Consider the following 20,669-nt stretch of genomic DNA (forward strand, 5'->3'; position numbering starts at 1 on the left):
AACAGGAGCGCCCGGGCTGTTAGCGTTCGCGGTGTGTCGGAACCCCACCAGGTGCGCATCGGCAACCAGCAGCGCGAAGCGGCCATCAGCGCGCTCAACGACCACTTCGCGGCGGGCCGCCTGGAGATCGGCGAGTACGAGCAGCGGGTCGGCTACGCCACCGCCGCCGAGACCGCCGCCGAGCTGATGGCGCTGTTCCACGACCTGCCGCAGCCCCACCCCCAGCTCCAGCCGCCGCCGCAGACGTACTACGCGCCGCCGACCGACTACGCCACCCCGCCGCCGGGGTACGCGTCGAAGGGGTACGCCACCCCGAACCACGGCTACGGCCCGCCGCCCGGCTTCCCGCCGAACGCGCCCTACGGGCTGGACCCGCTGACCGGCCAACCGTTGTCGGACAAGTCCCGCATCGCCGCCGGCGTGCTGCAACTGGTGCTGCCGTTCGGCATCGGGCGGTTCTACATCGGGGACACCGGCATCGGCGTGGCGCAGCTGCTGACCTGCGGCGGGTGCGGGATCTGGTCGCTGATCGACGGGATCATCCTGCTGGTCAACGGCGGCACCGACAGCCAGGGCCGCAAGCTGCGCGACTGAGCCGCCGGGGTCACCAGGCCAGGTTGCGGACCAGCATCCACACCACCGCGAGCGCCACCACCGGCACGCCGACCTTCGCGGGCAGCGGCGGCGTGCGCTCGCCCCGGCGCGCGGACCGCAACCAGCGCACCCACAGCCACGCCAGCAGCGGCAGGCCGGCGACCAGCATCACGGCGTTGAACCGCCACGCGGCGGCCAGGTCGCCGTGCAGCAGGGCGTGCACCATCCGCGTGGACCCGCAGGCGGGGCACTGGATCCCGGTCAGCGCGTAGAGCGGACAAGCGGGCCACCACGACCCGGCCCCGCCGGGGTCGGAGAACAGCAGCCCCACCCCGGCCCCCACGGCCGCCACCGCGACCGCAACCGGTCCGCGCACACCCATGCCCGCCATTGTCCCGCACCGGCCCGCCGCACCCTTCGCGCGTGCGCCGCCCGCGACCTCCGCCCGTGCGCGGCGGCCCGGAGCCCGGCCCGTTCCCCGCGCTGTTCTCCGCGCTGTTGTCCGCACGTGCGCCGCCCGCGAGTCCCCTCGCGGGCGGCGGTCCGACGCTCGGACCCGTGCCCCGGTCAGCGGTCGCGGGAGGCGAACCGCGTCGGGCGGTCCTCGAACGGCGCGTCCGCCGGGCGGCCGTGCGCCCGGCCCGCCAGCACCGCCTGCGCGGCGAGCACGCCGGCCACGGCCGCGCCGTTCACGATCTCGCCGGCCAGCGCCATCGCCACCGCGTCGTCCAGCGAGACCCGCCGCACCTCCAGGTCCGCCTCCTCCTCGCCCATCGGCTGCCGCTCGACCTCCGACAGCCCCCGGGCCAGGAAAACCCGCACCACCTCGTCGGTGAACCCCGGCGACGCGGCGACGTCGACCAGCGTCAGCCACTCCTCGGCGGCGAGCCCGACCTCCTCGACCAGCTCGCGCCGGGCGGCCTCCACGGGCTGCTCCGACGGCGCGTCGAGCAGCCCGGCCGGCAGCTCCCAGAGCCGCTTGCCCAGCGGGTGCCGGTACTGGTGGATCAGCGTGACGCGGCCGTCCGCGTCCACCGCCGCGACCGCGACCGCGCCGAGGTGCTCGACGACCTCGCGCCGCGCGGTGCCGCCGCCGGGCATGGCGACCTCGTCCACCCGCAGCCCGACGACCCGCCCGATGTGCACGTCCCGCGAGGAGACGGTGGTGAACTCGTGCCTCACTTGGCGGCCCCCGCGGTCTCCGGCAGCGGCAGCCGGTCGGCGAGCCGGTAGTCCAGCGCCGCCCGCACGAACGCCGCGAACAGCGGGTGCGGCCTGGTCGGCCGGCTCTTCAGCTCCGGGTGCGCCTGGGTGGCGACGAAGAACGGGTGCACCTCACCGGGCAGCTCCACGAACTCGACCAGCCGCCCGTCCGGCGACGTCCCGGAGAACACCAGCCCGGCCTTGGCCAGCTCGTCCCGGTAGGCGTTGTTCACCTCGTAGCGGTGGCGGTGCCGCTCGGACACCTCGCCCGAGCCGTACGCGCGCGCCACCTGCGACCCCGGCGCGAGCTTCGCCGGGTACGCGCCCAGCCGCATCGTGCCGCCCATGTCGCGCTGCCCGGACACCACGTCCTGCTGGTCGGCCATGGTGCTGATCACCGGCGACCCGGACTCGTCGAACTCGGCCGAGTTCGCGTCGGCGATGCCCGCGAGGTTGCGCGCCGCCTCGATCACCAGGCACTGCAACCCCAGGCACAGCCCCAGCAGCGGGATGCCCCGGGTGCGCGCGTGGGTGATCGCGCCGATCTTGCCCTCGATGCCGCGCACCCCGAACCCGCCGGGGATCAGCACGCCGTCGAGCCCGGCCAGCGCGTGCGCCGCGCCCGTGGGCGTCTGGCACTCGTCGGACGGCACCCAGACGACCTCGACCTTGGCGTGGTTGGCGAACCCGCCGGCGCGCAGCGCCTCGGTCACCGACAGGTAGGCGTCCGGCAGGTCGACGTACTTGCCGACCAGGCCGATCCGCACCCGCTCGGACGGGTTGTGCACGCGGTCGAGCAGGTCGCCCCACACCGTCCAGTCCACGTCGCGGAACGGCAGCCCGAGCCGGCGCACCACGTAGGCGTCGAGGACCTCGCCGTGCAGCACCTTGGGGATGTCGTAGATCGACGGCGCGTCCACGGCGGCGACCACGGCCTCGGTGTCCACGTCGCACATCAGGCCGATCTTGCGCTTGAGCGCGTCCGGGATCTCCCGGTCCGCCCGGCACACGATCGCGTCGGGCTGGATGCCGATGTTGCGCAGCGCGGCGACCGAGTGCTGCGTCGGCTTGGTCTTGAGCTCACCGGACGGCGCGAGGTAGGGCACCAGCGACACGTGCAGGAAGAACACGTTGTCGCGGCCCACGTCGTGCCGGACCTGCCGGGCGGCTTCGAGGAACGGCAGCGACTCGATGTCGCCCACGGTCCCGCCGACCTCGGTGATGACGACGTCGGGCACCGCGCCGTCGGCGTCGGGCTCGGCCATCGCCCGGATGCGCCGCTTGATCTCGTCGGTGATGTGCGGGATCACCTGGACCGTGTCGCCGAGGTACTCGCCGCGCCGCTCCTTGGCGATCACCTCGGAGTACACCTGGCCGGTGGTGACGTTGGCGTCGCCGGACAGGTCCCGGGAGAGGAACCGCTCGTAGTGGCCGATGTCGAGGTCGGTCTCCGCGCCGTCGTCGGTGACGAACACCTCGCCGTGCTGGAAGGGGTTCATCGTGCCGGGGTCCACGTTGAGGTACGGGTCCAGCTTCTGCATGGTCACCCGCAGGCCACGGGCGGTCAGCAGCTGACCGAGGCTGGAGGCGGTGAGTCCCTTGCCCAGGGAGGAGGCCACGCCCCCGGTGACGAAAACGTGCTTGGTCGTACGTGCCTGAAGCACCAAGGAGGCTCCCCGTGGTCTGAAAGTTCCGCAGGGCGAGCGGCCCTGTCCACGGGCCCTAACGCTAACACGCCGCCGGTCACCCAGCGCGCTGGCGGTACCCCCGGCCATCACTCGGATGGCCTAGCCACGACAGTGGGGGCACGCCCCCGCCCCGACCAGCGGGAACGACCCCGCCGACCGCGCGCCGCACCCCCCGGCGTCACCCGCCCGCGACCACTACCCGCGACAGCACCCGGACGCCCCGCTCATGCCCCCGCCGGGCACACCGCGCGACCGCCCCGTCACCGTGCCCCGAACACCCGCCGAACCGGCCCCGCGACCGTCCCGACAACACCTCCCGCGACCCCTGCGATGTGGCACGATCGCGCGGGTGACGAGCAAATCCGCCGCCGACCAACTGCGCGACCTCGCGCGGCTGCGACGCGTCCGCGACCGGATCGACCGGGAGTACGCGCAGCCGCTCGACGTCGAGGCCCTCGCCCGGGGCGCCCACATGTCCGCCGGCCACCTCAGCCGCGAGTTCCGCAACGCCTACGGCGAGTCACCGTACGGCTACCTGATGACCCGGCGCATCGAACGCGCGATGACCCTGCTGCGCCGGGGCGACCTGAGCGTCACCGAGGTCTGCTTCGCCGTCGGCTGCTCGTCGCTGGGCACCTTCAGCACCCGCTTCACCGAGCTGGTCGGCGTGCCGCCCAGCACCTACCGAACCCGGGCCGCGCAGGCGACCGACGGGATGCCGGCGTGCGTGGCCAAGCAGGTGACCCGACCGGTCAGGAATCGAGAAGCGCGGTACCCCGCCCCGACTTAGTGTGGCCGCCATGGACATCACCATTCACCAGGCGTTCCTCCCGCACAACGACGCGGCCGAGACCCTCGCCTTCTACCGCGACACCCTCGGCTTCGAGGTCCGCAACGACGTCGAGTACGGCGGCGTGCACTGGATCACCGTCGGCCCCGTGGACCAGCCCGGCACGTCCATCGTGCTGCACCCGCCGGCCGCCGACCCCGGCATCACCGAGGACGAGCGCCGCACCGTCGCCGAGATGATGGCCAAGGGCACCTTCGCCGCCATCAACCTGGCCACCAAGGACCTCGACGAGACCTTCGCCCGCGTCCAGGCGGGTGACGCCGAGGTGGTCCAGGAGCCGACCGACCAGCCCTACGGCATCCGCGACTGCGCGTTCCGCGACCCGGCGGGCAACCTGGTCCGCATCCAGGAAGTGCGCTGAGCCCTGATACCGCCGGTGGCCGCACCCCGGGCGGCCACCTCCCCCTTCGATGGAGACACGACGAGCATGGCCAGGAAGCCCAAGGCACCCGAACCGCAGGCACCCGAGCTGCACGAAGCCGACAGCCACGACCTGATCCGCGTGCACGGCGCGCGCGTGAACAACCTCAAGGACATCAGCGTCGAACTCCCGAAGCGCAGGCTGACGGTGTTCACGGGTGTATCCGGCTCCGGCAAGAGCTCGCTCGTGTTCGGCACGATCGCCGCCGAGTCGCAGCGGATGATCAACGAGACCTACAGCGCGTTCGTGCAGGGCTTCATGCCCACCCTGGCGCGACCCGAGGTCGACGTGCTCGACGGCCTCACCACCGCGATCGTCGTGGACCAGCAGCGGATGGGCGGCGACCCCCGGTCCACCGTCGGCACCGCCACCGACGCCAACGCGATGCTGCGCATCCTGTTCAGCCGGATCGGCCAGCCCCACATCGGCTCGCCCCAGGCGTTCTCGTTCAACGTCGCCTCGATCAGCGGCGCGGGCGCGGTCACCATGGAGCGCGCCGGGAAGACCGTGAAGGAGCGGCGCAGCTTCAGCGTGACCGGCGGCATGTGCCCCCGGTGCGAGGGCCGGGGCTCGGTGTCCGACATCGACCTCACCCAGCTCTACGACGACTCCAAGTCGCTGTCCGAGGGCGCGTTCACCATCCCCGGCTGGAAGTCGGACAGCTTCTGGACGGTGCGGGTCTACGCCGAGTCCGGCTTCGTGGACCCTGACAAGCCCATCCGCAAGTACACCAAGCGGGAGCTCAACGACTTCCTCTACAAGGACCCGGTCAAGGTCAAGGTCGACGGCGTCAACCTCACTTACGAGGGCCTGATCCCGAAGATCCAGAAGTCGTTCCTGTCCAAGGACAAGGAGTCGCTGCAACCGCACATCCGGGCGTTCGTGGACCGCGCGGTCACCTTCGCCACCTGCCCGGAGTGCGACGGCACCCGGCTCAGCGAGGGCGCGCGGTCGTCCAAGGTCGCCGGGATCTCCATCGCCGACGCGTGCGCGATGCAGATCAGCGACCTGGCCGAGTGGGTCGGCGGCCTCGACGAGCCGTCGGTCGCGCCGCTGCTCGCCACCCTGCACCACACGCTCCGGTCATTCGTGGAGATCGGCCTGGGCTACCTGTCCCTGGACCGCGCGTCGGGCACGCTGTCGGGCGGCGAGGCGCAGCGCGTCAAGATGATCCGCCACCTGGGGTCGTCGCTCACCGACGTCACCTACGTGTTCGACGAGCCCACCACCGGCCTGCACCCGCACGACATCCAGCGGATGAACAACCTCCTGCTGCGGTTGCGGGACAAGGGCAACACGGTGCTGGTCGTGGAGCACAAGCCCGAGACGATCGCCATCGCCGACCACGTCGTCGACCTCGGTCCGGGCGCGGGGACCGGCGGCGGCACGGTGTGCTTCGAAGGCACGGTGGACGGCCTGCGGGCGTCCGACACCATCACCGGCCGGCACTTCGACGACCGGGCGTCGGTCAAGGAGGTGGTGCGGGAGCCGAAGGGCGCGCTGGAGATCCGGGGCGCGTCCACGCACAACCTGCGCGACGTGGACGTCGACATCCCGCTCGGCGTGCTGGTCGTGGTGACCGGCGTGGCGGGCTCGGGCAAGAGCAGCCTGGTCCACGGCTCGATCCCCGCCGGCGCGGGCGTGGTGTCGGTGGACCAGGGAGCGATCCGGGGCTCCCGCCGCAGCAACCCGGCGACGTACACGGGCCTGCTCGACCCGATCCGCAAGGCGTTCGCCAAGGCCAACGGCGTGAAGCCGGCGCTGTTCAGCGCCAACTCGGAGGGCGCGTGCCCGAACTGCAACGGCGCGGGCGTGGTCTACACGGACCTGGGCATGATGGCGGGCGTCTCCACCACGTGCGAGGAGTGCGAGGGCAAGCGGTTCGAGGCGTCGGTGCTGGAGCACCACTTCGGCGGCCGTGACATCAGCGAGGTCCTGGCCATGTCGGTGACCGAGGCGAAGGACTTCTTCGGCCAGGGCGACACCCACACCCCGGCCGCGCACGCGATCCTGACCAGGCTGGCCGACGTCGGGCTGGGCTACCTGAGCCTGGGCCAGCCGCTGACCACCCTGTCGGGTGGCGAGCGCCAGCGCCTCAAACTGGCCACGCACATGGCGGAGAAGGGCGGCACCTACGTCCTGGACGAGCCGACCGCCGGCCTGCACCTGGCAGACGTGGAACAACTGCTGTCCCTGCTGGACCGCCTGGTCGACTCGGGCAAGTCGGTGATCGTGGTGGAACACCACCAGGCCGTGATGGCCCACGCGGACTGGATCATCGACCTGGGCCCCGGGGCGGGCCACGACGGGGGCCGGGTGGTGTTCGAGGGAACGCCGGCGGACCTGGTGGCCGCGAACACCACCCTGACCGCTCAGCACCTGGCCGCGTACGTGGGCGCTTGACTCCCTCCGGGGTGGGGCCGCTCGCCCTTCCGCTTCCCCCTAGCTCCTGCTCACGCTCCGAGCGGCCCCACCCCAGATCTCTCCCAGCCGTCGATCTCTCTCAGCCGTCGATCTCTCAGCCGTCCGCGCTCGTCCGACCATCCACTCAGGCGCGGTCGTGCAGGGTGATCCGATAGCCGTCGGGGTCGGCGAAGGTGAACGTCCGCCCGAAGGGGCCGTCGATCGGCGCGGAGACGATGGTGTGCCCGTCGGCGACCAGGGCGTCGTGGATGGCCTGGACGTCCGTGGCGTGCAGCCAGATCGCGGCACCGAAGCCCGGGTGGGCGGCGGATGCGAGATCGGTGCCGGGGATGACGTCGCGGAGCGCGAACGCGATCGGCTTCGTCTCGAAGACGACGGCGTGCGGCGGCCCGGTCGGCGAGCGGACGAGTCCGAGGTACTGCTCGTAGAACGCCTGCGAGGCGTCGAGGTCGCGCGCTTGCAGCGAGATGAAGTCGGGTCCGGTGGCGGGCATGGCGATCCCCTCAGTTACGTGTCAGCTTCCTGACACGCTCCACGCTATGTCAGAATCCTGACATGAGTCAAGACGGTGTCCGCGACGCTGCACCCCCCGACGCATCCGACAACCTTGCAGCCGACAACCCCGCAGCCGACGACATCAGGGCTGATGACGTTGGGGCCAACGGCATCGATCTGGCGACGTCCCCGGCTTACCTGCTCAAAGAGGCGTCAAGCGCCCTGCGCACAGCCATGGAAGAAGTACTGCGCCCGCTGGGCATGAACATCACGCACTACTCCTGCCTGGAACTGCTGGCCCAACGACCGGGCCTGTCGAACTCGGACCTGGCCCGGGGCGCGTTCGTGACCCGCCAAACGATGAACGTCCTCCTCCAGTCCCTGGAACGAAACGGCTACGTAACCAGGCCCGCAGAAGCCCCCGTGGGCAAGGCCCTCCCCACCCGCCTGACCCCGCGCGGCCGACAAAGCCTGAAAAAGGCAACCACGGCCGTCCGATCCGTCGAGCTGAAAATGCTCTCCGCCATGACCACAACCGAACAGGCAGAGGCAACAAAACTCCTACGAACCATGATCCGCTCCCTACGCGACGACAACACCGCCCCGTAGTCCCAGCCCCACCACTCACCCAACCCAAGCGGCAGCCGCAACAGGAACCCGCCCTTCGTCGGCGAAGCGCGCCCCCCGCGACCGCCCGACGCGCGCTCCGCGAGCGGCGGCACCGACTGGCGCTACCGCTCGGACGCTCCACCCATCAGTAAGTCACCCATCAGTAAGTCACCCATCAGCAAGCGACTCACCGGCCAACGGACTTGCGTCGCCCGCACAACTTCTCCCCGGCGAGCGGCCTGCCGTCCGCCGCCGTCAACGCATCGCTCCCAGCGGACCACACGCTCATCGCCACCGCGCAGCCATGCGCAGCCGCCGCCTCACTGCCCAGCCGAAGTCTCGCTGCCCGGCCGCCGCCTCACTGCCCAGCCGAAGTCTCGCTGCCCGGCCGCCGCCTCACTGCCCAGCCGAAGTCTCGCAGCCCGGCCGACGCCTCACAGCCCAGCCAACGTCTCGCAGCCCGGCCGACGCCTCACAGCGCAGCCGACGTCTCGCAGCCCGCCGACGCCTCGTCGCACATCTCGCCATCCGCTCCACGTCTCACCTACCGGCGTACGTCCCGCTTCCGACGTACGCCGACGACCCGCGCCCGACCGAGGAGCAATCGAGCACACGAATTCGGGGACGGCCGCAGATCTCCGCCAATCACCGGAGGTCTCCGCCACTCATCACCGGAATTCTCCGCTACCGACCGCAAGTGCCGCTGTCCACCGGAGCCAAGACTGGAGCGACCATGGCCGGACAGACGTGGGGTGCCGCAGGGCGTGGCCGTTTATTTACGGCAACGAACAACAGCCCCACTTAGTGCCGCATCTCGAAGCCCTTCGCCAATTCGAGCGACGTCTGCTCAAATCGCGTTGATTCCGACTTCGCCATTCCCCACACTATCCCACCACGCCAGGTGCCGGGGATTCGGCGTTGCCCGCCACCCCGTACCTGCCCGATTTCCCCTCCAACTGTTCCCTCAACGCCAACACCGCCACGACTCGACCGGCAGCCGTGTCGATGTTGTCCACGGTCGACAGGACCGACGTCGCCGCCGTGTCCGCCCGCACCACGCCCACCGCGCCCGTGCCGTTCGCCGAGTTCTCGCCGCCCACCAGCACGGTCCCCGCTCCCGAACGGTCCAGTTGGGTGGCGAACCTGGCCGTCGTGGCGGCCCGGTCACCGGCCGAGTCGCCGGATGCCGACCCCCCGGTCAGGACCACCGCCAGTTGCGCGGGGCGCAGGCCCTGGCCGGGCTTCACGAAACCCGCCGTCGACAGTCCCGCCAGGGCCGCCGCGCTCTCGTCCGGCGTCGACTGGGGCTGGTTGTTGTCCTTGTTCAGCAGCAGCAACGCCCCCAGCAGCCCTCCCGCGCGCGTGCCCGGGTCGCCGCCGGTGGGGAGTTGGGTGCCCGCAGGTTGCAGGCGGGCCACCAGGTCGCGCAACTGGTCGGCCTTCTTCGGGTCCGCGAACGCGTCCGTCAGTTGCAGCTCACCGGTCATCGTCGCGCCGGACGCCCGCAGCAGTTCCACCAGCGCGTCGCGGTCGTTCGGTTTCGCGTCGGCGGTCGTCACCAGCACCACCGTCCGGTCGGTCAGCAGTCCTTTCACCGCCAACGGGCCGACCGACGTCGCGAAGCGGTCCGCGTCCGCCAGTTTCGCGTTCAACCCGTTCTGCGACGCCTGCAGATCCGCGACTTCCTTGCCCAGCGACGAGTTGTCGTCGGTCAGCCCGGACAGCAGCCTGCTGCTGATCGCGGTCGACCCGAGGACGACCCCGACGGCCAGCGCCAGGAAGACCGCCGTGATCGAGACGATGTGGTACCGCACAGAGATCATGAGAAGAGCCCCTTGAACCAGTCGACAACGGACCGGAAGCCGTCCACCGCCACGTCCACGTACACCTGCCCCACCCCGGACACCGCCAGCGCCGCCACCATGGCGACCACGGCCGCGAGCACCAGCAGCAGCATCACGCCGAGTGACACCCGGCTGCGGTGCAGCGTGGCGACCGCCTCGCCGTCCACCAGCTTGCTGCCGAGCTTCAACCTGGTCAGGAACGTGGACGGGTTGGAACCCGAGTGGCCCCGGTCGAGGAACTCGCGCAACCCGGCCCGCAACCCGACCGTCACGACCAGCGACGCGCCGTGCGCCTCGGCCAGCAGCAGCGCCAGGTCCTCCGCGTTGCCGGTCGCGGGGAACGTCACCGCACCGATCCCCAGGTCCTGGATGCGCTCCAGGCCGGGCGCGTGGCCGTCGGTCTGCGCGGGCACCACGACCTCAGCGCCGGCCTTCAACGCGGCGGTGCCGATGCCGTCCGGGTCGCCGACGATGACGTCCGGCTTGTACCCGGCGTCGTGCAGGGTGTCCGCGCCCGCGTCGACGCCGATCAGCACCGGCCGGTACTCGCGGATGTACTTGCGCAGCCTCCGCAGCTCCTCGGCGTGCTGCGGGCCGCCCGCGACGACCAGCACCTGGCGGTCGCGGACCGGGACGAACACCTCGGGCACGCCGATGCCGTCGAGGAGGAGGGCGCGTTCGCGGCGCAGGAACTCGATGGTGTTCGCGGAGAACGCCTCCAGTTGCGCGGCCATGCCGGCCTTCGCCTCGATCATCGCGTCGGCGATGGACTCGGCGCTCTGCTCGACGCCGCGCCCGACCTCCTTGTCGCCCGCGTAGACCACGCCCTCGTGCAGCCGCAGCCTGGTGCCGTCCTTGAGCTCGCGCAGCACCCCGGTGCCGACGCCGTCGACCAGCGGGACGCCGGCCTCGACCAGCAGCTCCGGGCCGAGGTTGGGGAACCGGCCGGAGATGGACGGCGACGCGTTCACCACCCCGACGACCTCGGCGCTGAGCAGCGCCTCGGCGGTGCGGCGGTCGATGTCGACGTGGTCCAGCACGGCGATGTCGCCGGGACTGAGCCGCCGCAGCAGGTCACCGGACCGACGATCGACCCGCGCGACGCCGGTGACACCTGGCAGGTCGTGGTTCGTGCGGCTGAGCAACCCGGAGAGCTTCATTACCCGATGGTGACTCACGTCGCGGCCGGTTCCGGGCTAACACGCCGAGGGGTCCGGGCCGGTCAGCCAGGTCACGGCTCCACAGTGGACGGATTACCCCCGGTGGGGGGATTTTCTTCGCCCGTACGAGCGACAGGAGGAGTAGAAGCCGCAGGACCGGGAGGAGACGGATCGGCAGCAGACGGGGCGTCGGCAGCGCCGAGGGCGGTGGGCGGGAGGAGGATGCCGAACGGTGGGGTGTGGTCGTCGTCGCCGTCCACCTGGTACACCACGGGACCTTCCGGGCGCGGCGCGCGCGGGGGCCACTCCAGTGCCAGCACCGCGCCCACCAGCAGCACCAGGCACGCCGTGGCCAGCGTCCACAGGCCCGAACCGACCACCCACTGGAACCGGGACGACGGTTCGCGCGGGCCGCTGAGCAGCGTGGTGATCGTGGTGTACGCCGCCCACGCCGTCGCCCCGACCAGACCGACGGCCAGCGCCGCCGCCAGCCGGCCGAGCGCCGCGAGCCGGGGTGAGCGCACCAGCGCCACGGCGGCGAACGCGGCCAGCCCGCCGGCCAGGACCAGCGCGTACCCCCACTGGGGGCTGTCCACGCCGTTCGGCGACCGGGTCCGGCCGGACCGGTTCTCGATGCTCCACGGGGTCAGCGCGATCCCGGCCGAGCCCGGCCCGGCCGGTCCCTCCAGCCGGAGCAGCTCCTGCCACGAGCCCGCGAACACCAGCAGCGCGCCCACGGCCAGCGCGACCACGCCCAGCACCTTGCGCGTCACGGCGCGGTCCGCCCTCCCGGGCCGGTCCCCTCCGCCGGGGTCGCGGACGGGTCCGGCAGTTCGGCGACGGGGATGCCGAACGGCGGCGTGTCGTCGTCATCGCCGTCGACCTGGTAGACGACGGGACCTTCGGGGCGGGGTGCGCGCGGTGGCCACTCCTGAACGGCGAGGCCGCCCGCGACGGCGAGCACGCTCGCCACCAGCAGCAGGACCATGCCGAGGCCGGTCGTCGCCGTGAGGGGCAGGTCCCTCGTCGGCTCGGACAGGGTCATCGCGAACACCGACTGCGCGACCGCCCACGTGCTGCCGAGCAGGAGCAGGGAACCCGCGAACGCGGTCAGCCGCCCCCACAGCGCGCCGACCCTCAGCGCGCCGAGCACCATCAGCAGCGCCCCGATGACCATCGGCACGCCGTAGAGCGCGCGCCGACCCATCACCTCTTCGCCGTTGTCGGTGCGCACGTCCCACGACGTCTGCGTGATCGTCATCGTCGTCGGCGTAGGGCCGCCCAGGTCCCACACCTGGTCGTAGAGGGGCAGGAACGTGCCGGCGAACACCAGCGGCGCGGCGATCAGCAGCGCCACGACGCCCAGCACCCGGCGGGTCACGCGGTCCGCTCCGGCGGGACGGCACCGGACACGCCACCGGGCACGCCACCCGGCACTCCACCGGCCGGTGTGCCCGGAGCGGCACCGGGGGCCGGCGGCGCGAGGTAGCCCTCGGGCAGCACGGGCACCGAGATCCCGAACGGCGGGGTGTCGACGTCCACGCCGGCGCCCGCGTCAGCGTCCACCCGGTGCACGACCGCTCCCGCCGCCACCGGCTCCGGCGGCTTGGCGTGCAGGTACACCGAGGCGAGGACCGCCACCGCGCACGCGGCCACCAGCAGCCACAGCCCCACCCCGTACTCGTACTCGACCCCGGCCCTCGGGTCGCGGAAGGCCGGGGACAGCCGCGCCGAGATGACGATGAACGTGGTCCACACCGACCCGACGAGCAGCCCGGTCGCGGCGATCGCCGTGTACCGGCCGGCCTGCCGCTGGTGGAACGGCAGGAACACCAGGGTCGCGGCCACCACGAGCAGCACGGCGGCGATCACCACCGGCACGCCGGTCTGCGCCTCCGGGCCGTCACCGCCCAGCTCGGCGGGCTCGCTGTATGCGCCCCACCCCGTGGTGGTGAAACCGAACCGGCTGGCACCGCGCCCGGTGCCGATCCAGCTGAACGGCAGGAACGTCGCCACGACCGAGGTCACGGCGGCGATCACGGCGAGGACGACCCCCAACGCCCTCCGGCTCATTTCTTCTTCTTCCGCCGCACCACCGGGACGCTGTCCTTGTCGGCCTTCGCGGCGGCCAGCAGCTCCTCGGCGTGCGCCCGGCCGGTGTCGGTGGAGTCCATGCCCGCCAGCATCCGCGCCAGCTCGACCACGCGCTGCGACTCGTCCAGGACGCGCACCCCGGAGCGGGTCAGCACGCCGTCGGCGGTCTTGTCGACCACCAGGTGCCGGTCGGCGAACGCGGCGACCTGCGGCAGGTGGGTGACCACGATGACCTGGTGGCTGCGCGCCAGCCGGGCCAGCCGGCGGCCCACCTCGACCGCCGCGCGCCCGCCCACGCCCGCGTCGACCTCGTCGAACACCAGGGTGGGCACCGGGTCGGAGTGCGACAGCACGACCTCCAGCGCGAGCATCACCCGGGACAGCTCGCCGCCCGACGCCCCCTTGTGCACGGGCAGCGCGGGCGCACCGGGGTGGGCGATGAGCCGCAGCTCCACGTCGTCCACGCCGGACGCGCCCGCGTGCAGCGGCCGGCCGCCGACCGTCACGGCCTGCGGGTCACCCGCCTCGGCGACCCTCGGGCGGACCACCACCTCGACGTTCGCGTGCGGCATGGCCAGCCCGGTCAGCTCCTCGGACACGGCCTTGCCCAGCTCCTCGGCGGCGGACGTGCGCTCCGAGGTCACCTGCTCGGCGTAGCCCGCCAGCTCGACGGCCAGCGCGTCGCGGCGCGCGGCCAGCGCGGCCAGCGCCTCGTCCGAGGTGTCCAGCCCGGACAGCCGCGACGACGCGTCGGCCGCCCACGCGATCACGCCGTCCACGTCGGCGGCGTACTTGCGGGTCAGCGCCTTCAGCTCGGCCTGCCGGGCGAGCACGTGCTCCAACCGCGCCGGGTCGGCGTCCAGGTGCTCCAGGTAGGAGGCGATCTCCGCGCCCACGTCGACCAGCAGCGTCTCCGCCTCGACCAGGCGGGGCTCCAGGTCGCGCAGCTTCGGGTCCTCGGAGGACGCGAGCCGGCGGCGCGCTTCGCCGATCAGGCCGAGCGCGCCCGGCGTGTCCGGGTCGCCGTCCGGCGAGCCCGCCACCGCGTACTGCGCGCCGGACGCGGCTTCGCGCAACTGGTCGGCGTCGGCCAGCCGGCGGGCCTCGTCGGTCAGCTCGACGTCCTCGCCGGACTTGGGGTCGACGGCGGTGATCTCGGTGAGCCCGTGCCGCAGCAGCTCGGCCTCGCGCGCCAGCTCCCGCGCCCGCTCGGTGCGCTCGGTGTGCTCGGCGGCGACCTTCAGCCACTCGTCGCGGATCTTCTGGTACTTGCGCAGCGGTGCGCCGACGTCGTCGCCCGCGAACCGGTCCAGCACCGCGCGCTGCTCGGTCGGCCGCAGCAGCCGGAGCTGGTCGTTCTGCCCGTGCACGGCGAGGAGCTGCTCGGCCAGCTCGGCCAGCACCCCCACCGGCACCGACCGGCCGCCCAGGTGGGCGCGGGACCGGCCGTCGGAGCCCACGGTGCGGACGGCGATCACGCTGCCGTCGTCGTCGGGTTCACCCCCGACCTCCTCGGCGACCTTCGCGGCCGGGCTGCCGGCGGGCGCTTGGAAGCGCCCCTCGACGATGGCCTTGTCCGCGCCGTTGCGCACGCGGGACGCCTCCGCCCGGCCGCCACCGAGCAGGTGGAGGCCCGTGACGACCATGGTCTTGCCCGCGCCGGTCTCCCCCGTCACGACGGTGAAGCCCTCGGCGAGCTCAAGGGTGGCCTCGTCGATCACACCGAGGCCCTGGATGCGCATCTCGGCCAGCACAGCGCGCACACTACTGGGCGACCGGCGGGTCCGGTGCATTCGGGTGCGGGTGTCGGGCGAACAGGTGTTCTACTCGGCAGGCGGACCGCGCCACCCCTGGACCGGCAGCGAGAACTTCTCCACCAGCCGATCCGTGAACGGGCCCTCGCGCAGCCGGACCAGCCGCAGCGGCGTCGCGCCGCCCCTGACCTCGACCCGCGCGCCCGCCGGCAGCACCACCGTGCGCCGCCCGTCCGCGCACAGCACGGCCGGGTGCCCGCCGGGGTCGATCTCCAGCGCGACCACGGACGTCGGCGACACGACCAGCGGCCGGGCGAACAGCGCGTGCGCGTTCGACGGCACCACCAGCAGCGCGTGCACGTCCGGCCACACCACCGGCCCGCCCGCCGAGAACGCGTACGCCGTGGACCCGGTCGGGGTCGCCACCAGCACGCCGTCGCAGCCGAACGCCGACACCGGCCGGCCGTCGACCTCCACCACGACGTCCAGGATCCGTTCCCGCGAACTCTTCTCGACGCTCGCCTCGTTCAGCGCCCACGTGCCCGCCAGGACCTCGCCGTCCACGGACGCGGTGATGTCCACCGTCATCCGCTCCTCGACCTCGTAGGTGCGCTCGATGACGTGGGTGATCGCCTCGAACAGCGCGTCGGAATCGGCCTCGGCGAGGAACCCGACCCGGCCCAGGTTCACCCCGAGCACCGGGACGCCCGCCGCGCGCGCCAGCTCCGAAGCGCGCAGCAGCGTGCCGTCACCGCCGAGCACGAACACCAGCTCGGTGCCCTCGGCGGCGTTGTCGTCGGCGGTCACGACCTGCGCGTAGCACGACCGGTCGAGGTCGGCCGCCTCGTCCTTGAGCACCCGCAACCGCACCCCCGCCGCCGCGAACCGCCGCGCCACCTCCTGCGCGACCAGCACGTTGCTGGGCCGACCGGTGTGCACGACGAGCAGGATCTCCCGATCCCCCGCCACCTCGCCCGCAGACGCGGCGCCACAGGGCCCCGCGCCCGCCGACCCGACACCCGCCGACCCCGCGCCCGCCGGCCTGACGCCTCCGGGAGCACCACCCTCGGCAGCGGCGCTCCCGAACGCCGGGTCCCCGGTCACCGGGGGCCTTCCGCCACGGCCGCGCGCACCATCGCCCCGGCCGCCTCGGCGTCCACCGGCTCGCCCCGCCGCAGCCACGCGAAGAACTCCACGTTGCCGGACGGACCGGGCAGCGGGCTCGCCGTCACGCCGTGCAGCCGCAGGCCGATCGCCGCCGCAGCCGCCACGACGTCGAGCACCGCCTCGGCGCGCAACTCCGGATCGCGGACGACACCGCCCGACCCGAGCCGCTCCTTGCCCACCTCGAACTGGGGTTTCACCATCGGCAGCAGATCGCCCCCCTCGTCCAGGCACGCGGCCAGCGCGGGCAGCACCAGCCTCAGCGAGATGAACGAGAGGTCCGCGACCACCAGGTCGACCGGGCCGCCGATGTCCTCCGGCGTCAGCGCCCGCACGTTGGTCTTGTCCTTGACCACGACCCGGTCGTCGGTGCGCAGCCGCCAGTCCAGCAGCCCCCGGCCCACGTCCGCCGCCACCACCTGGCGGGCACCACCGCGCAGCAGCACGTCGGTGAACCCGCCGGTGGACGCGCCCGCGTCCAGGCAGCGGCGACCCTCGACCGCGATGTCCGGGAACCGGGCCAGCGCGCCGACCAGCTTGTGCGCGCCCCGCGACGCCCAGTTCGGGTCGTCGGTCTCGCGCACCACCAGCGCGGTGTCCAGTTCGACGGCGGTCGCGGGTTTCGTGGCGACCGTGCCCCGGATCGTCACCCGGCCGTCGGCGACCAGTTGGCTCGCGTGCTCCCGTGACCGGGCCAGCCCGCGACGGACCAGTTCGGCGTCCAGCCGAGCCCTGCGCGGCACCGGGTCACACCTTGTCGATGTCGGCCAGCGCCGCCGTCAAGGCGGTGTGCGCGTGGTCGAAGCGGGCCACGTGCTCGGCCACGTCGAGCTGCTCCAGCCCGTCCAGCGCGGCGAGCGCGGCGTCGATGCCGACCACCGGGTCGCGCGGCGGCCCGGGGAGGGGAACCTCGGAGTTCACCGTTTCACGGTAGCCGATCGAGGACCGACAGGTCCGCCGCCACGTACGTGGGCCGAAGGCGCTCCGGCAGCTCCGCGACGTCGGCTTCGGTCGACACCCCGGTGAGCACGAGCAGCGAGTCCAGACCGGCGTTCACCGCACCCAGGACGTCGGTGTCCAGCCGGTCGCCGACCACCAGCGGGCGCTGCGCGCCCAGCGACTCGGCGGCCTGCTCCAGCAGCGGGGTCGCGGGCTTGCCGGCCACCAGCGGTTCGGCCCCGGTGGCGGTCTTGAGCGCGGCGACCAGCGACCCGTTGCCGGGCAGCAGGCCCCGTTCGGTGGGCAGGGTCGCGTCGACGTTGCACGCCACCCAGTGCGCGCCCGCCCGGATCGCCAGCGCCGCTTCGGCCAGCTCGCGCCAGCCGAGGTCCTGCGACAGCCCCTGCACGACGGCCAGGGCGCCTTCGGCGGCCCGCACGGGCGTGAACCCGCACCCGCGCACCTCGTCGGCCAGCGCCTCCGTGCCCAGCACGAGGACGTCGGACCCGGCGGGCACGAGGTCGAGCAGCATCGCCGCAGCCGCCTGCGCGCTCGTGCTCACCTCGTCCACGGCGGCCCGGAACCCGATGTCGGTCAGGTGGTCGGCGACGTCACGCGGCGACCGGGAGGCGTTGTTGGTGACGAACCGGATGCCGATCCCCCGGCCACGGGCACCCGCGACCGCCTCCGCCGCGCCGGGCACGGCGTCCCGACCCCGGTAGACCGTGCCGTCGAGGTCGAGGAGCAGGGCGTCATAGCGGTCGAGCAGCACGGTTCCCCCATCGTCGGAACACCCGTCGGAACACCCGGACACGACAGCGGCCCGCCCGCGATCGGACGGGCCGCTGTCCCGGTCAATCCTGCCCCGAACCGGTCCCCGAGGCCGAACGCGGCCCCGGTCCCCGGTCAGTCCTGGGGGCTGAGGTCGAACGCGCGCTCGGCGGCGTCGGTCTCGTTGTCGTCGTCGGCCTGGGCCGCGTTGAGGAACCACTTCACGGCCTCGTCGGTGCGACCGGCGGCGGCGAGGTTGTCGGCGTAGGCGTAGAACAGCCGGGCGCTCCACGGGTCCCGCCGCTTCGGGTCCAGGTCGTCACCCTGGAGGGCGACCACCGACGCGTCCAGCTGCCCCATGTCGCGCCGGGCACCGGCCGCGACGATCCGCAGCTCCACCGCGTCCTCGGGGTCCAGCGCGGCCCCCTGGGCCTCGCGGGCCAGCTCGATGGCGCGTTCGGGACGGCCCAGGGCGCGCTCGCAGTCGGCCATGACGGCGAGGTGCCCGGCACCGTGCGTCATCCGCCGCGCCGCGCGCAGCTCGGACAGCGCCTCCGCCCACTCGCCGGCGTAGTAGGCGGTGAGCCCGGCGGCTTCCCGGACGACACCGACCCGCGCGGCCTTGGTGCGCGCGTAGCGGGCGTGCTCCAGGGCGAGTTCGGGCTCGCTGTCGATCAGGATCCCGGCCGCCGCGAGGTGCCGCCCGACGATCTCGGCGAGCCCCTTGGGCAGACCGCGCAGCTCCTGCTTCACCTCGGGGTCGAGGATGGAGATGTCGGCGTCCTCGGGTAGTTCCGGCGCACGAGCCCGCGTGAACTCCGGGCTGTCGTCCCGCCGCTGCTCCGCGTTGCCGGGCTCCACACCGTTCACCCCGGCACCGGTCTCGTGCTCGGGCTCCCGCTCGGAGTCGAGCTCGTGATCGCGGTCATCAGCACGGTCGTCAGCGTCGACCGGAACGTCATCCGACTCACCGGCCGAGTCCTCGACGTCGTCCTGGTCGGTGTCGCCGTGATCGGTGTCGTCCTGGTCAGTGTCGGCGGAGGCGCTCGCCTGCTGCTCGGACGCGCTCACCGACTCCGCAACGGCCGAGACGCCCGCGTCAGAGGACGCCCCGTCGACCACGACCGTGCCATCGGCCAAGACGGCCGACTCGACGACCTCATCAGCGGAGGCGTCCGGAGCGGACGACTGGGTGCCGGAAGTGTCGGGAGCCTGCGACGCCCGTTCCTGGAACCGCGCAGCCCGATCACGGCTCCGCTCGTCCCGCTTGAAGTCCTTGCGGTCGTTCCGAGGGGCGTCCCGGCGGTCATCGCGCCTGACATCGCGGCGGTCGTCCCGGCGATCGTCACGCCGGTCATCGCGCCGATCGTCACGGCGGAACCCGCCACGGTCGTCACGCCGGGGGTAGCCCCCTCGATCGTCACGCGGCTTGTACTCGCGCCGGTCGCCACTGCCACGGTTGTCCCGCGACTGGTAACCACCACGGTCGTCACGCGGCCGGAACTCCCGGCGCTGCTCACCACCCCGGTCGTCACGGGGGCGGTACTCACGGCGCTCACCACCACGGTCATCGCGCGGACGGAAGTCACGGCGCTCACCGCCACGGTCGTCACGAGGGCGGTACTCCCGACGCTCACCGCCACCCCGGTTGTCCCGAGGCTGGTACCCACCGCGATCGTCACGCGGCCGGAACTCCCGGCGCTCGCCACCGCGGTTGTCGCTGCGGCTGTCACTGCGGCTGTCCCGGGACTGGTAGCCACCGCGACTGTCGCGCGACTGGTAACCGCCACGGTCATCCCGGGATTGGTGACCACCCCGGTTGTCCCGGGACTGATAGCCGCCACGGTCATCGCGGGGCTTGTAGCCACCCCGGTCGTCGCGGGGCTTGAACTCACGGCGCTCGCCGCTGCGGTTGTCACCAGTGCGGTTGCCGCCGAACCGGCTGCCGGAGCTGCGGTCGTCGCCGCCCGAGCGGTTGTAGCCACCCCGGTCGTCGCGCGGCTTGTCGTAGCGCGGCCGGTCGGAGAAAGACCTGTCCGAACGCGGGCGGTCCGAGCGGTTGTCGTCACGCCGGAAACCCTCGCGCCGGTTGTTGTCGTCGCGGTTGTAGCTGCCGCGGTCGTCACGCGGCCGGTACTCACGACGCGGCTCGCCACCACGCGGGCGGTCGTCGCGGTTGCGGTCGTCGCGGTTGCGGTCGAAGCTCGGCCTGTTGTCGTCGCGGCGGGGGTAGCCGCCACGGTCGTTCCTGCTGCCGTCACGCCCGGCGTTGTCGCGGCCGGTGTAGTCACGGCCCCGGTCACGCCCGCCGCTGTCCCGACCACCCCGGTCGCGACCGGCGCTGTCCCGGCTGCTGCTGTCTCGACCGCCGCTGGGCTTGCGGCCTCCCTCGGCACGGCCACCTTCGGAACGGCGCGGTCGGTCTCCCTGGCCACGCTGGCGGTCGCCTGGACGGTCCCCGAACCTCGACACCTGTAACTCCTCCTACTGTGGACACGCCGAAAGGGCTTGCGGTTTGAGCACATCTCGATGTGCCCCCACCACAAGCCCTTTCAGGGAAAGATTGTTCGGCGGCGTCCTACTCTCCCACACCCTCACGAGTGCAGTACCATCGGCGCTGGAAGGCTTAACTACCGGGTTCGGAATGGGACCGGGTGTT

Annotated in this window: 21 protein-coding genes and 1 rRNA gene; 6 read left to right on the forward strand and 16 right to left on the reverse strand. The window is 72.7% G+C overall.

All coding sequences use genetic code 11. The features are described from left to right. Positions 1-33: 33 nt before the first annotated feature. The gene (locus tag AB0I60_RS24755; RefSeq protein ID WP_360733322.1) at positions 34-594 is read left to right on the forward strand and encodes a DUF1707 domain-containing protein; all 561 of its coding nucleotides are present in this window, start codon (positions 34-36) and stop codon (positions 592-594) included. 10 nt (positions 595-604) lie between these two features. Here AB0I60_RS24755 and AB0I60_RS24760 read toward each other — a convergent pair whose 3' ends face one another. From AB0I60_RS24760 to AB0I60_RS24770, 3 genes are all read right to left on the reverse strand, one after another. Further along, the gene (locus AB0I60_RS24760; RefSeq protein WP_360733324.1) at positions 605-976 is read right to left on the reverse strand and encodes a DUF2752 domain-containing protein; all 372 of its coding nucleotides are present in this window, start codon (positions 974-976) and stop codon (positions 605-607) included. A 185-nt stretch (positions 977-1,161) separates the two neighbouring features. Further along, positions 1,162-1,776 carry an NUDIX hydrolase gene (locus AB0I60_RS24765; protein ID WP_360733326.1) on the reverse strand — a complete coding sequence of 205 codons (615 nt, stop codon included), beginning with the start codon at positions 1,774-1,776 and terminating at the stop codon, positions 1,162-1,164. Further along, complete coding sequence (locus AB0I60_RS24770) at positions 1,773-3,464, reverse strand: CTP synthase (RefSeq protein WP_360733328.1); 1,692 nt, start codon at positions 3,462-3,464, stop codon at positions 1,773-1,775. The genes AB0I60_RS24765 and AB0I60_RS24770 overlap by 4 nt, the downstream gene beginning before the upstream one ends. Before the next feature lie 370 nt (positions 3,465-3,834). On the opposite strand from AB0I60_RS24770, the gene AB0I60_RS24775 reads away from it, so the two are divergent. From AB0I60_RS24775 to AB0I60_RS24785, 3 genes are all read left to right on the forward strand, one after another. Then, the gene (locus AB0I60_RS24775; protein WP_360733330.1) at positions 3,835-4,275 is read left to right on the forward strand and encodes a helix-turn-helix transcriptional regulator; all 441 of its coding nucleotides are present in this window, start codon (positions 3,835-3,837) and stop codon (positions 4,273-4,275) included. A 10-nt stretch (positions 4,276-4,285) separates the two neighbouring features. Further along, on the forward strand, positions 4,286-4,696 hold the full coding sequence (locus AB0I60_RS24780) for a VOC family protein (RefSeq protein WP_360733332.1): 411 nt from the start codon (positions 4,286-4,288) through the stop codon (positions 4,694-4,696). 66 nt (positions 4,697-4,762) lie between these two features. Then, positions 4,763-7,159, forward strand: coding sequence for an excinuclease ABC subunit UvrA (locus tag AB0I60_RS24785; RefSeq protein ID WP_360733334.1), 2,397 nt, complete (start codon positions 4,763-4,765; stop codon positions 7,157-7,159). A 145-nt stretch (positions 7,160-7,304) separates the two neighbouring features. Here AB0I60_RS24785 and AB0I60_RS24790 read toward each other — a convergent pair whose 3' ends face one another. Beyond that, complete coding sequence (locus AB0I60_RS24790; RefSeq protein WP_360733336.1) at positions 7,305-7,673, reverse strand: VOC family protein; 369 nt, start codon at positions 7,671-7,673, stop codon at positions 7,305-7,307. Positions 7,674-7,735: 62 nt separating this feature from the next. Here AB0I60_RS24790 and AB0I60_RS24795 point away from each other — a divergent pair, with 62 nt between their 5' ends. Then, the gene (locus AB0I60_RS24795; RefSeq protein ID WP_360733338.1) at positions 7,736-8,284 is read left to right on the forward strand and encodes a MarR family transcriptional regulator; all 549 of its coding nucleotides are present in this window, start codon (positions 7,736-7,738) and stop codon (positions 8,282-8,284) included. Between the two features lie 884 nt (positions 8,285-9,168). On the opposite strand, the gene AB0I60_RS24800 is transcribed toward AB0I60_RS24795, so the two are convergent. The 11 genes from AB0I60_RS24800 to AB0I60_RS24850 form a co-directional block, all read right to left on the reverse strand. Continuing rightward, positions 9,169-10,107, reverse strand: coding sequence for a copper transporter (locus AB0I60_RS24800; RefSeq protein ID WP_360733340.1), 939 nt, complete (start codon positions 10,105-10,107; stop codon positions 9,169-9,171). Then, positions 10,104-11,288 carry a putative cytokinetic ring protein SteA gene (gene steA, locus AB0I60_RS24805; protein WP_360733342.1) on the reverse strand — a complete coding sequence of 395 codons (1,185 nt, stop codon included), beginning with the start codon at positions 11,286-11,288 and terminating at the stop codon, positions 10,104-10,106. Before steA ends, AB0I60_RS24800 begins: the two co-directional genes overlap by 4 nt. A 71-nt stretch (positions 11,289-11,359) precedes the next feature. Beyond that, positions 11,360-12,061, reverse strand: a complete 702-nt coding sequence (locus AB0I60_RS24810) for a hypothetical protein (protein ID WP_360733344.1) — start codon at positions 12,059-12,061, stop codon at positions 11,360-11,362. After that, positions 12,058-12,669, reverse strand: a complete 612-nt coding sequence (locus tag AB0I60_RS24815; protein ID WP_360733346.1) for a hypothetical protein — start codon at positions 12,667-12,669, stop codon at positions 12,058-12,060. The genes AB0I60_RS24810 and AB0I60_RS24815 overlap by 4 nt, the downstream gene beginning before the upstream one ends. After that, positions 12,666-13,361, reverse strand: a complete 696-nt coding sequence (locus AB0I60_RS24820; RefSeq protein ID WP_360733348.1) for a hypothetical protein — start codon at positions 13,359-13,361, stop codon at positions 12,666-12,668. Before AB0I60_RS24820 ends, AB0I60_RS24815 begins: the two co-directional genes overlap by 4 nt. Then, a complete protein-coding gene (gene recN, locus AB0I60_RS24825; protein WP_360733350.1) occupies positions 13,358-15,136 on the reverse strand; it encodes a DNA repair protein RecN in 1,779 nt (592 codons plus the stop codon). The genes AB0I60_RS24820 and recN overlap by 4 nt, the downstream gene beginning before the upstream one ends. A 69-nt stretch (positions 15,137-15,205) precedes the next feature. After that, positions 15,206-16,105, reverse strand: a complete 900-nt coding sequence (locus AB0I60_RS24830; protein ID WP_360733352.1) for an NAD kinase — start codon at positions 16,103-16,105, stop codon at positions 15,206-15,208. A gap of 131 nt (positions 16,106-16,236) precedes the next feature. Then, complete coding sequence (locus tag AB0I60_RS24835) at positions 16,237-17,043, reverse strand: TlyA family RNA methyltransferase (RefSeq protein ID WP_360733354.1); 807 nt, start codon at positions 17,041-17,043, stop codon at positions 16,237-16,239. 4 nt (positions 17,044-17,047) lie between these two features. Next, positions 17,048-17,221 (reverse strand): hypothetical protein, encoded by a 174-nt coding sequence (locus AB0I60_RS24840; RefSeq protein ID WP_360733356.1) that lies wholly within the window; start codon positions 17,219-17,221, stop codon positions 17,048-17,050. Positions 17,222-17,225: 4 nt separating this feature from the next. Next, positions 17,226-18,011 (reverse strand): HAD-IIA family hydrolase, encoded by a 786-nt coding sequence (locus AB0I60_RS24845; RefSeq protein ID WP_360733358.1) that lies wholly within the window; start codon positions 18,009-18,011, stop codon positions 17,226-17,228. A gap of 134 nt (positions 18,012-18,145) precedes the next feature. Beyond that, positions 18,146-18,880: a hypothetical protein gene (locus AB0I60_RS24850; protein WP_360733360.1), complete on the reverse strand. Its 735-nt coding sequence runs from the start codon at positions 18,878-18,880 to the stop codon at positions 18,146-18,148. A 45-nt stretch (positions 18,881-18,925) separates the two neighbouring features. Here AB0I60_RS24850 and AB0I60_RS24855 point away from each other — a divergent pair, with 45 nt between their 5' ends. Continuing rightward, positions 18,926-20,488 (forward strand): hypothetical protein, encoded by a 1,563-nt coding sequence (locus AB0I60_RS24855; RefSeq protein ID WP_360733362.1) that lies wholly within the window; start codon positions 18,926-18,928, stop codon positions 20,486-20,488. Positions 20,489-20,575: 87 nt separating this feature from the next. On the opposite strand, the gene rrf is transcribed toward AB0I60_RS24855, so the two are convergent. Next, a 5S ribosomal RNA gene (gene rrf / locus AB0I60_RS24860) occupies positions 20,576-20,669 on the reverse strand; the annotation flags it as partial.

Source organism: Actinosynnema sp. NPDC050436 (assembly GCF_040655415.1).
Taxonomy (GTDB): domain Bacteria; phylum Actinomycetota; class Actinomycetes; order Mycobacteriales; family Pseudonocardiaceae; genus Actinosynnema.

What these genes read in the sequence shown, in the direction of transcription:
- AB0I60_RS24780 (WP_360733332.1), top strand. Translation starts at nt 4,286, where the DNA reads ATGGACATCACCATTCACCAGGCGTTCCTCCCGCACAACGACGCGGCC.
- AB0I60_RS24795 (WP_360733338.1), top strand. Translation starts at nt 7,736, where the DNA reads ATGAGTCAAGACGGTGTCCGCGACGCTGCACCCCCCGACGCATCCGAC.
- AB0I60_RS24790 (WP_360733336.1), bottom strand. Translation starts at nt 7,673, where the DNA reads ATGCCCGCCACCGGACCCGACTTCATCTCGCTGCAAGCGCGCGACCTC.
- steA (WP_360733342.1), bottom strand. Translation starts at nt 11,288, where the DNA reads ATGAAGCTCTCCGGGTTGCTCAGCCGCACGAACCACGACCTGCCAGGT.
- AB0I60_RS24785 (WP_360733334.1), top strand. Translation starts at nt 4,763, where the DNA reads ATGGCCAGGAAGCCCAAGGCACCCGAACCGCAGGCACCCGAGCTGCAC.
- AB0I60_RS24760 (WP_360733324.1), bottom strand. Translation starts at nt 976, where the DNA reads ATGGGTGTGCGCGGACCGGTTGCGGTCGCGGTGGCGGCCGTGGGGGCC.
- AB0I60_RS24820 (WP_360733348.1), bottom strand. Translation starts at nt 13,361, where the DNA reads ATGAGCCGGAGGGCGTTGGGGGTCGTCCTCGCCGTGATCGCCGCCGTG.
- AB0I60_RS24800 (WP_360733340.1), bottom strand. Translation starts at nt 10,107, where the DNA reads ATGATCTCTGTGCGGTACCACATCGTCTCGATCACGGCGGTCTTCCTG.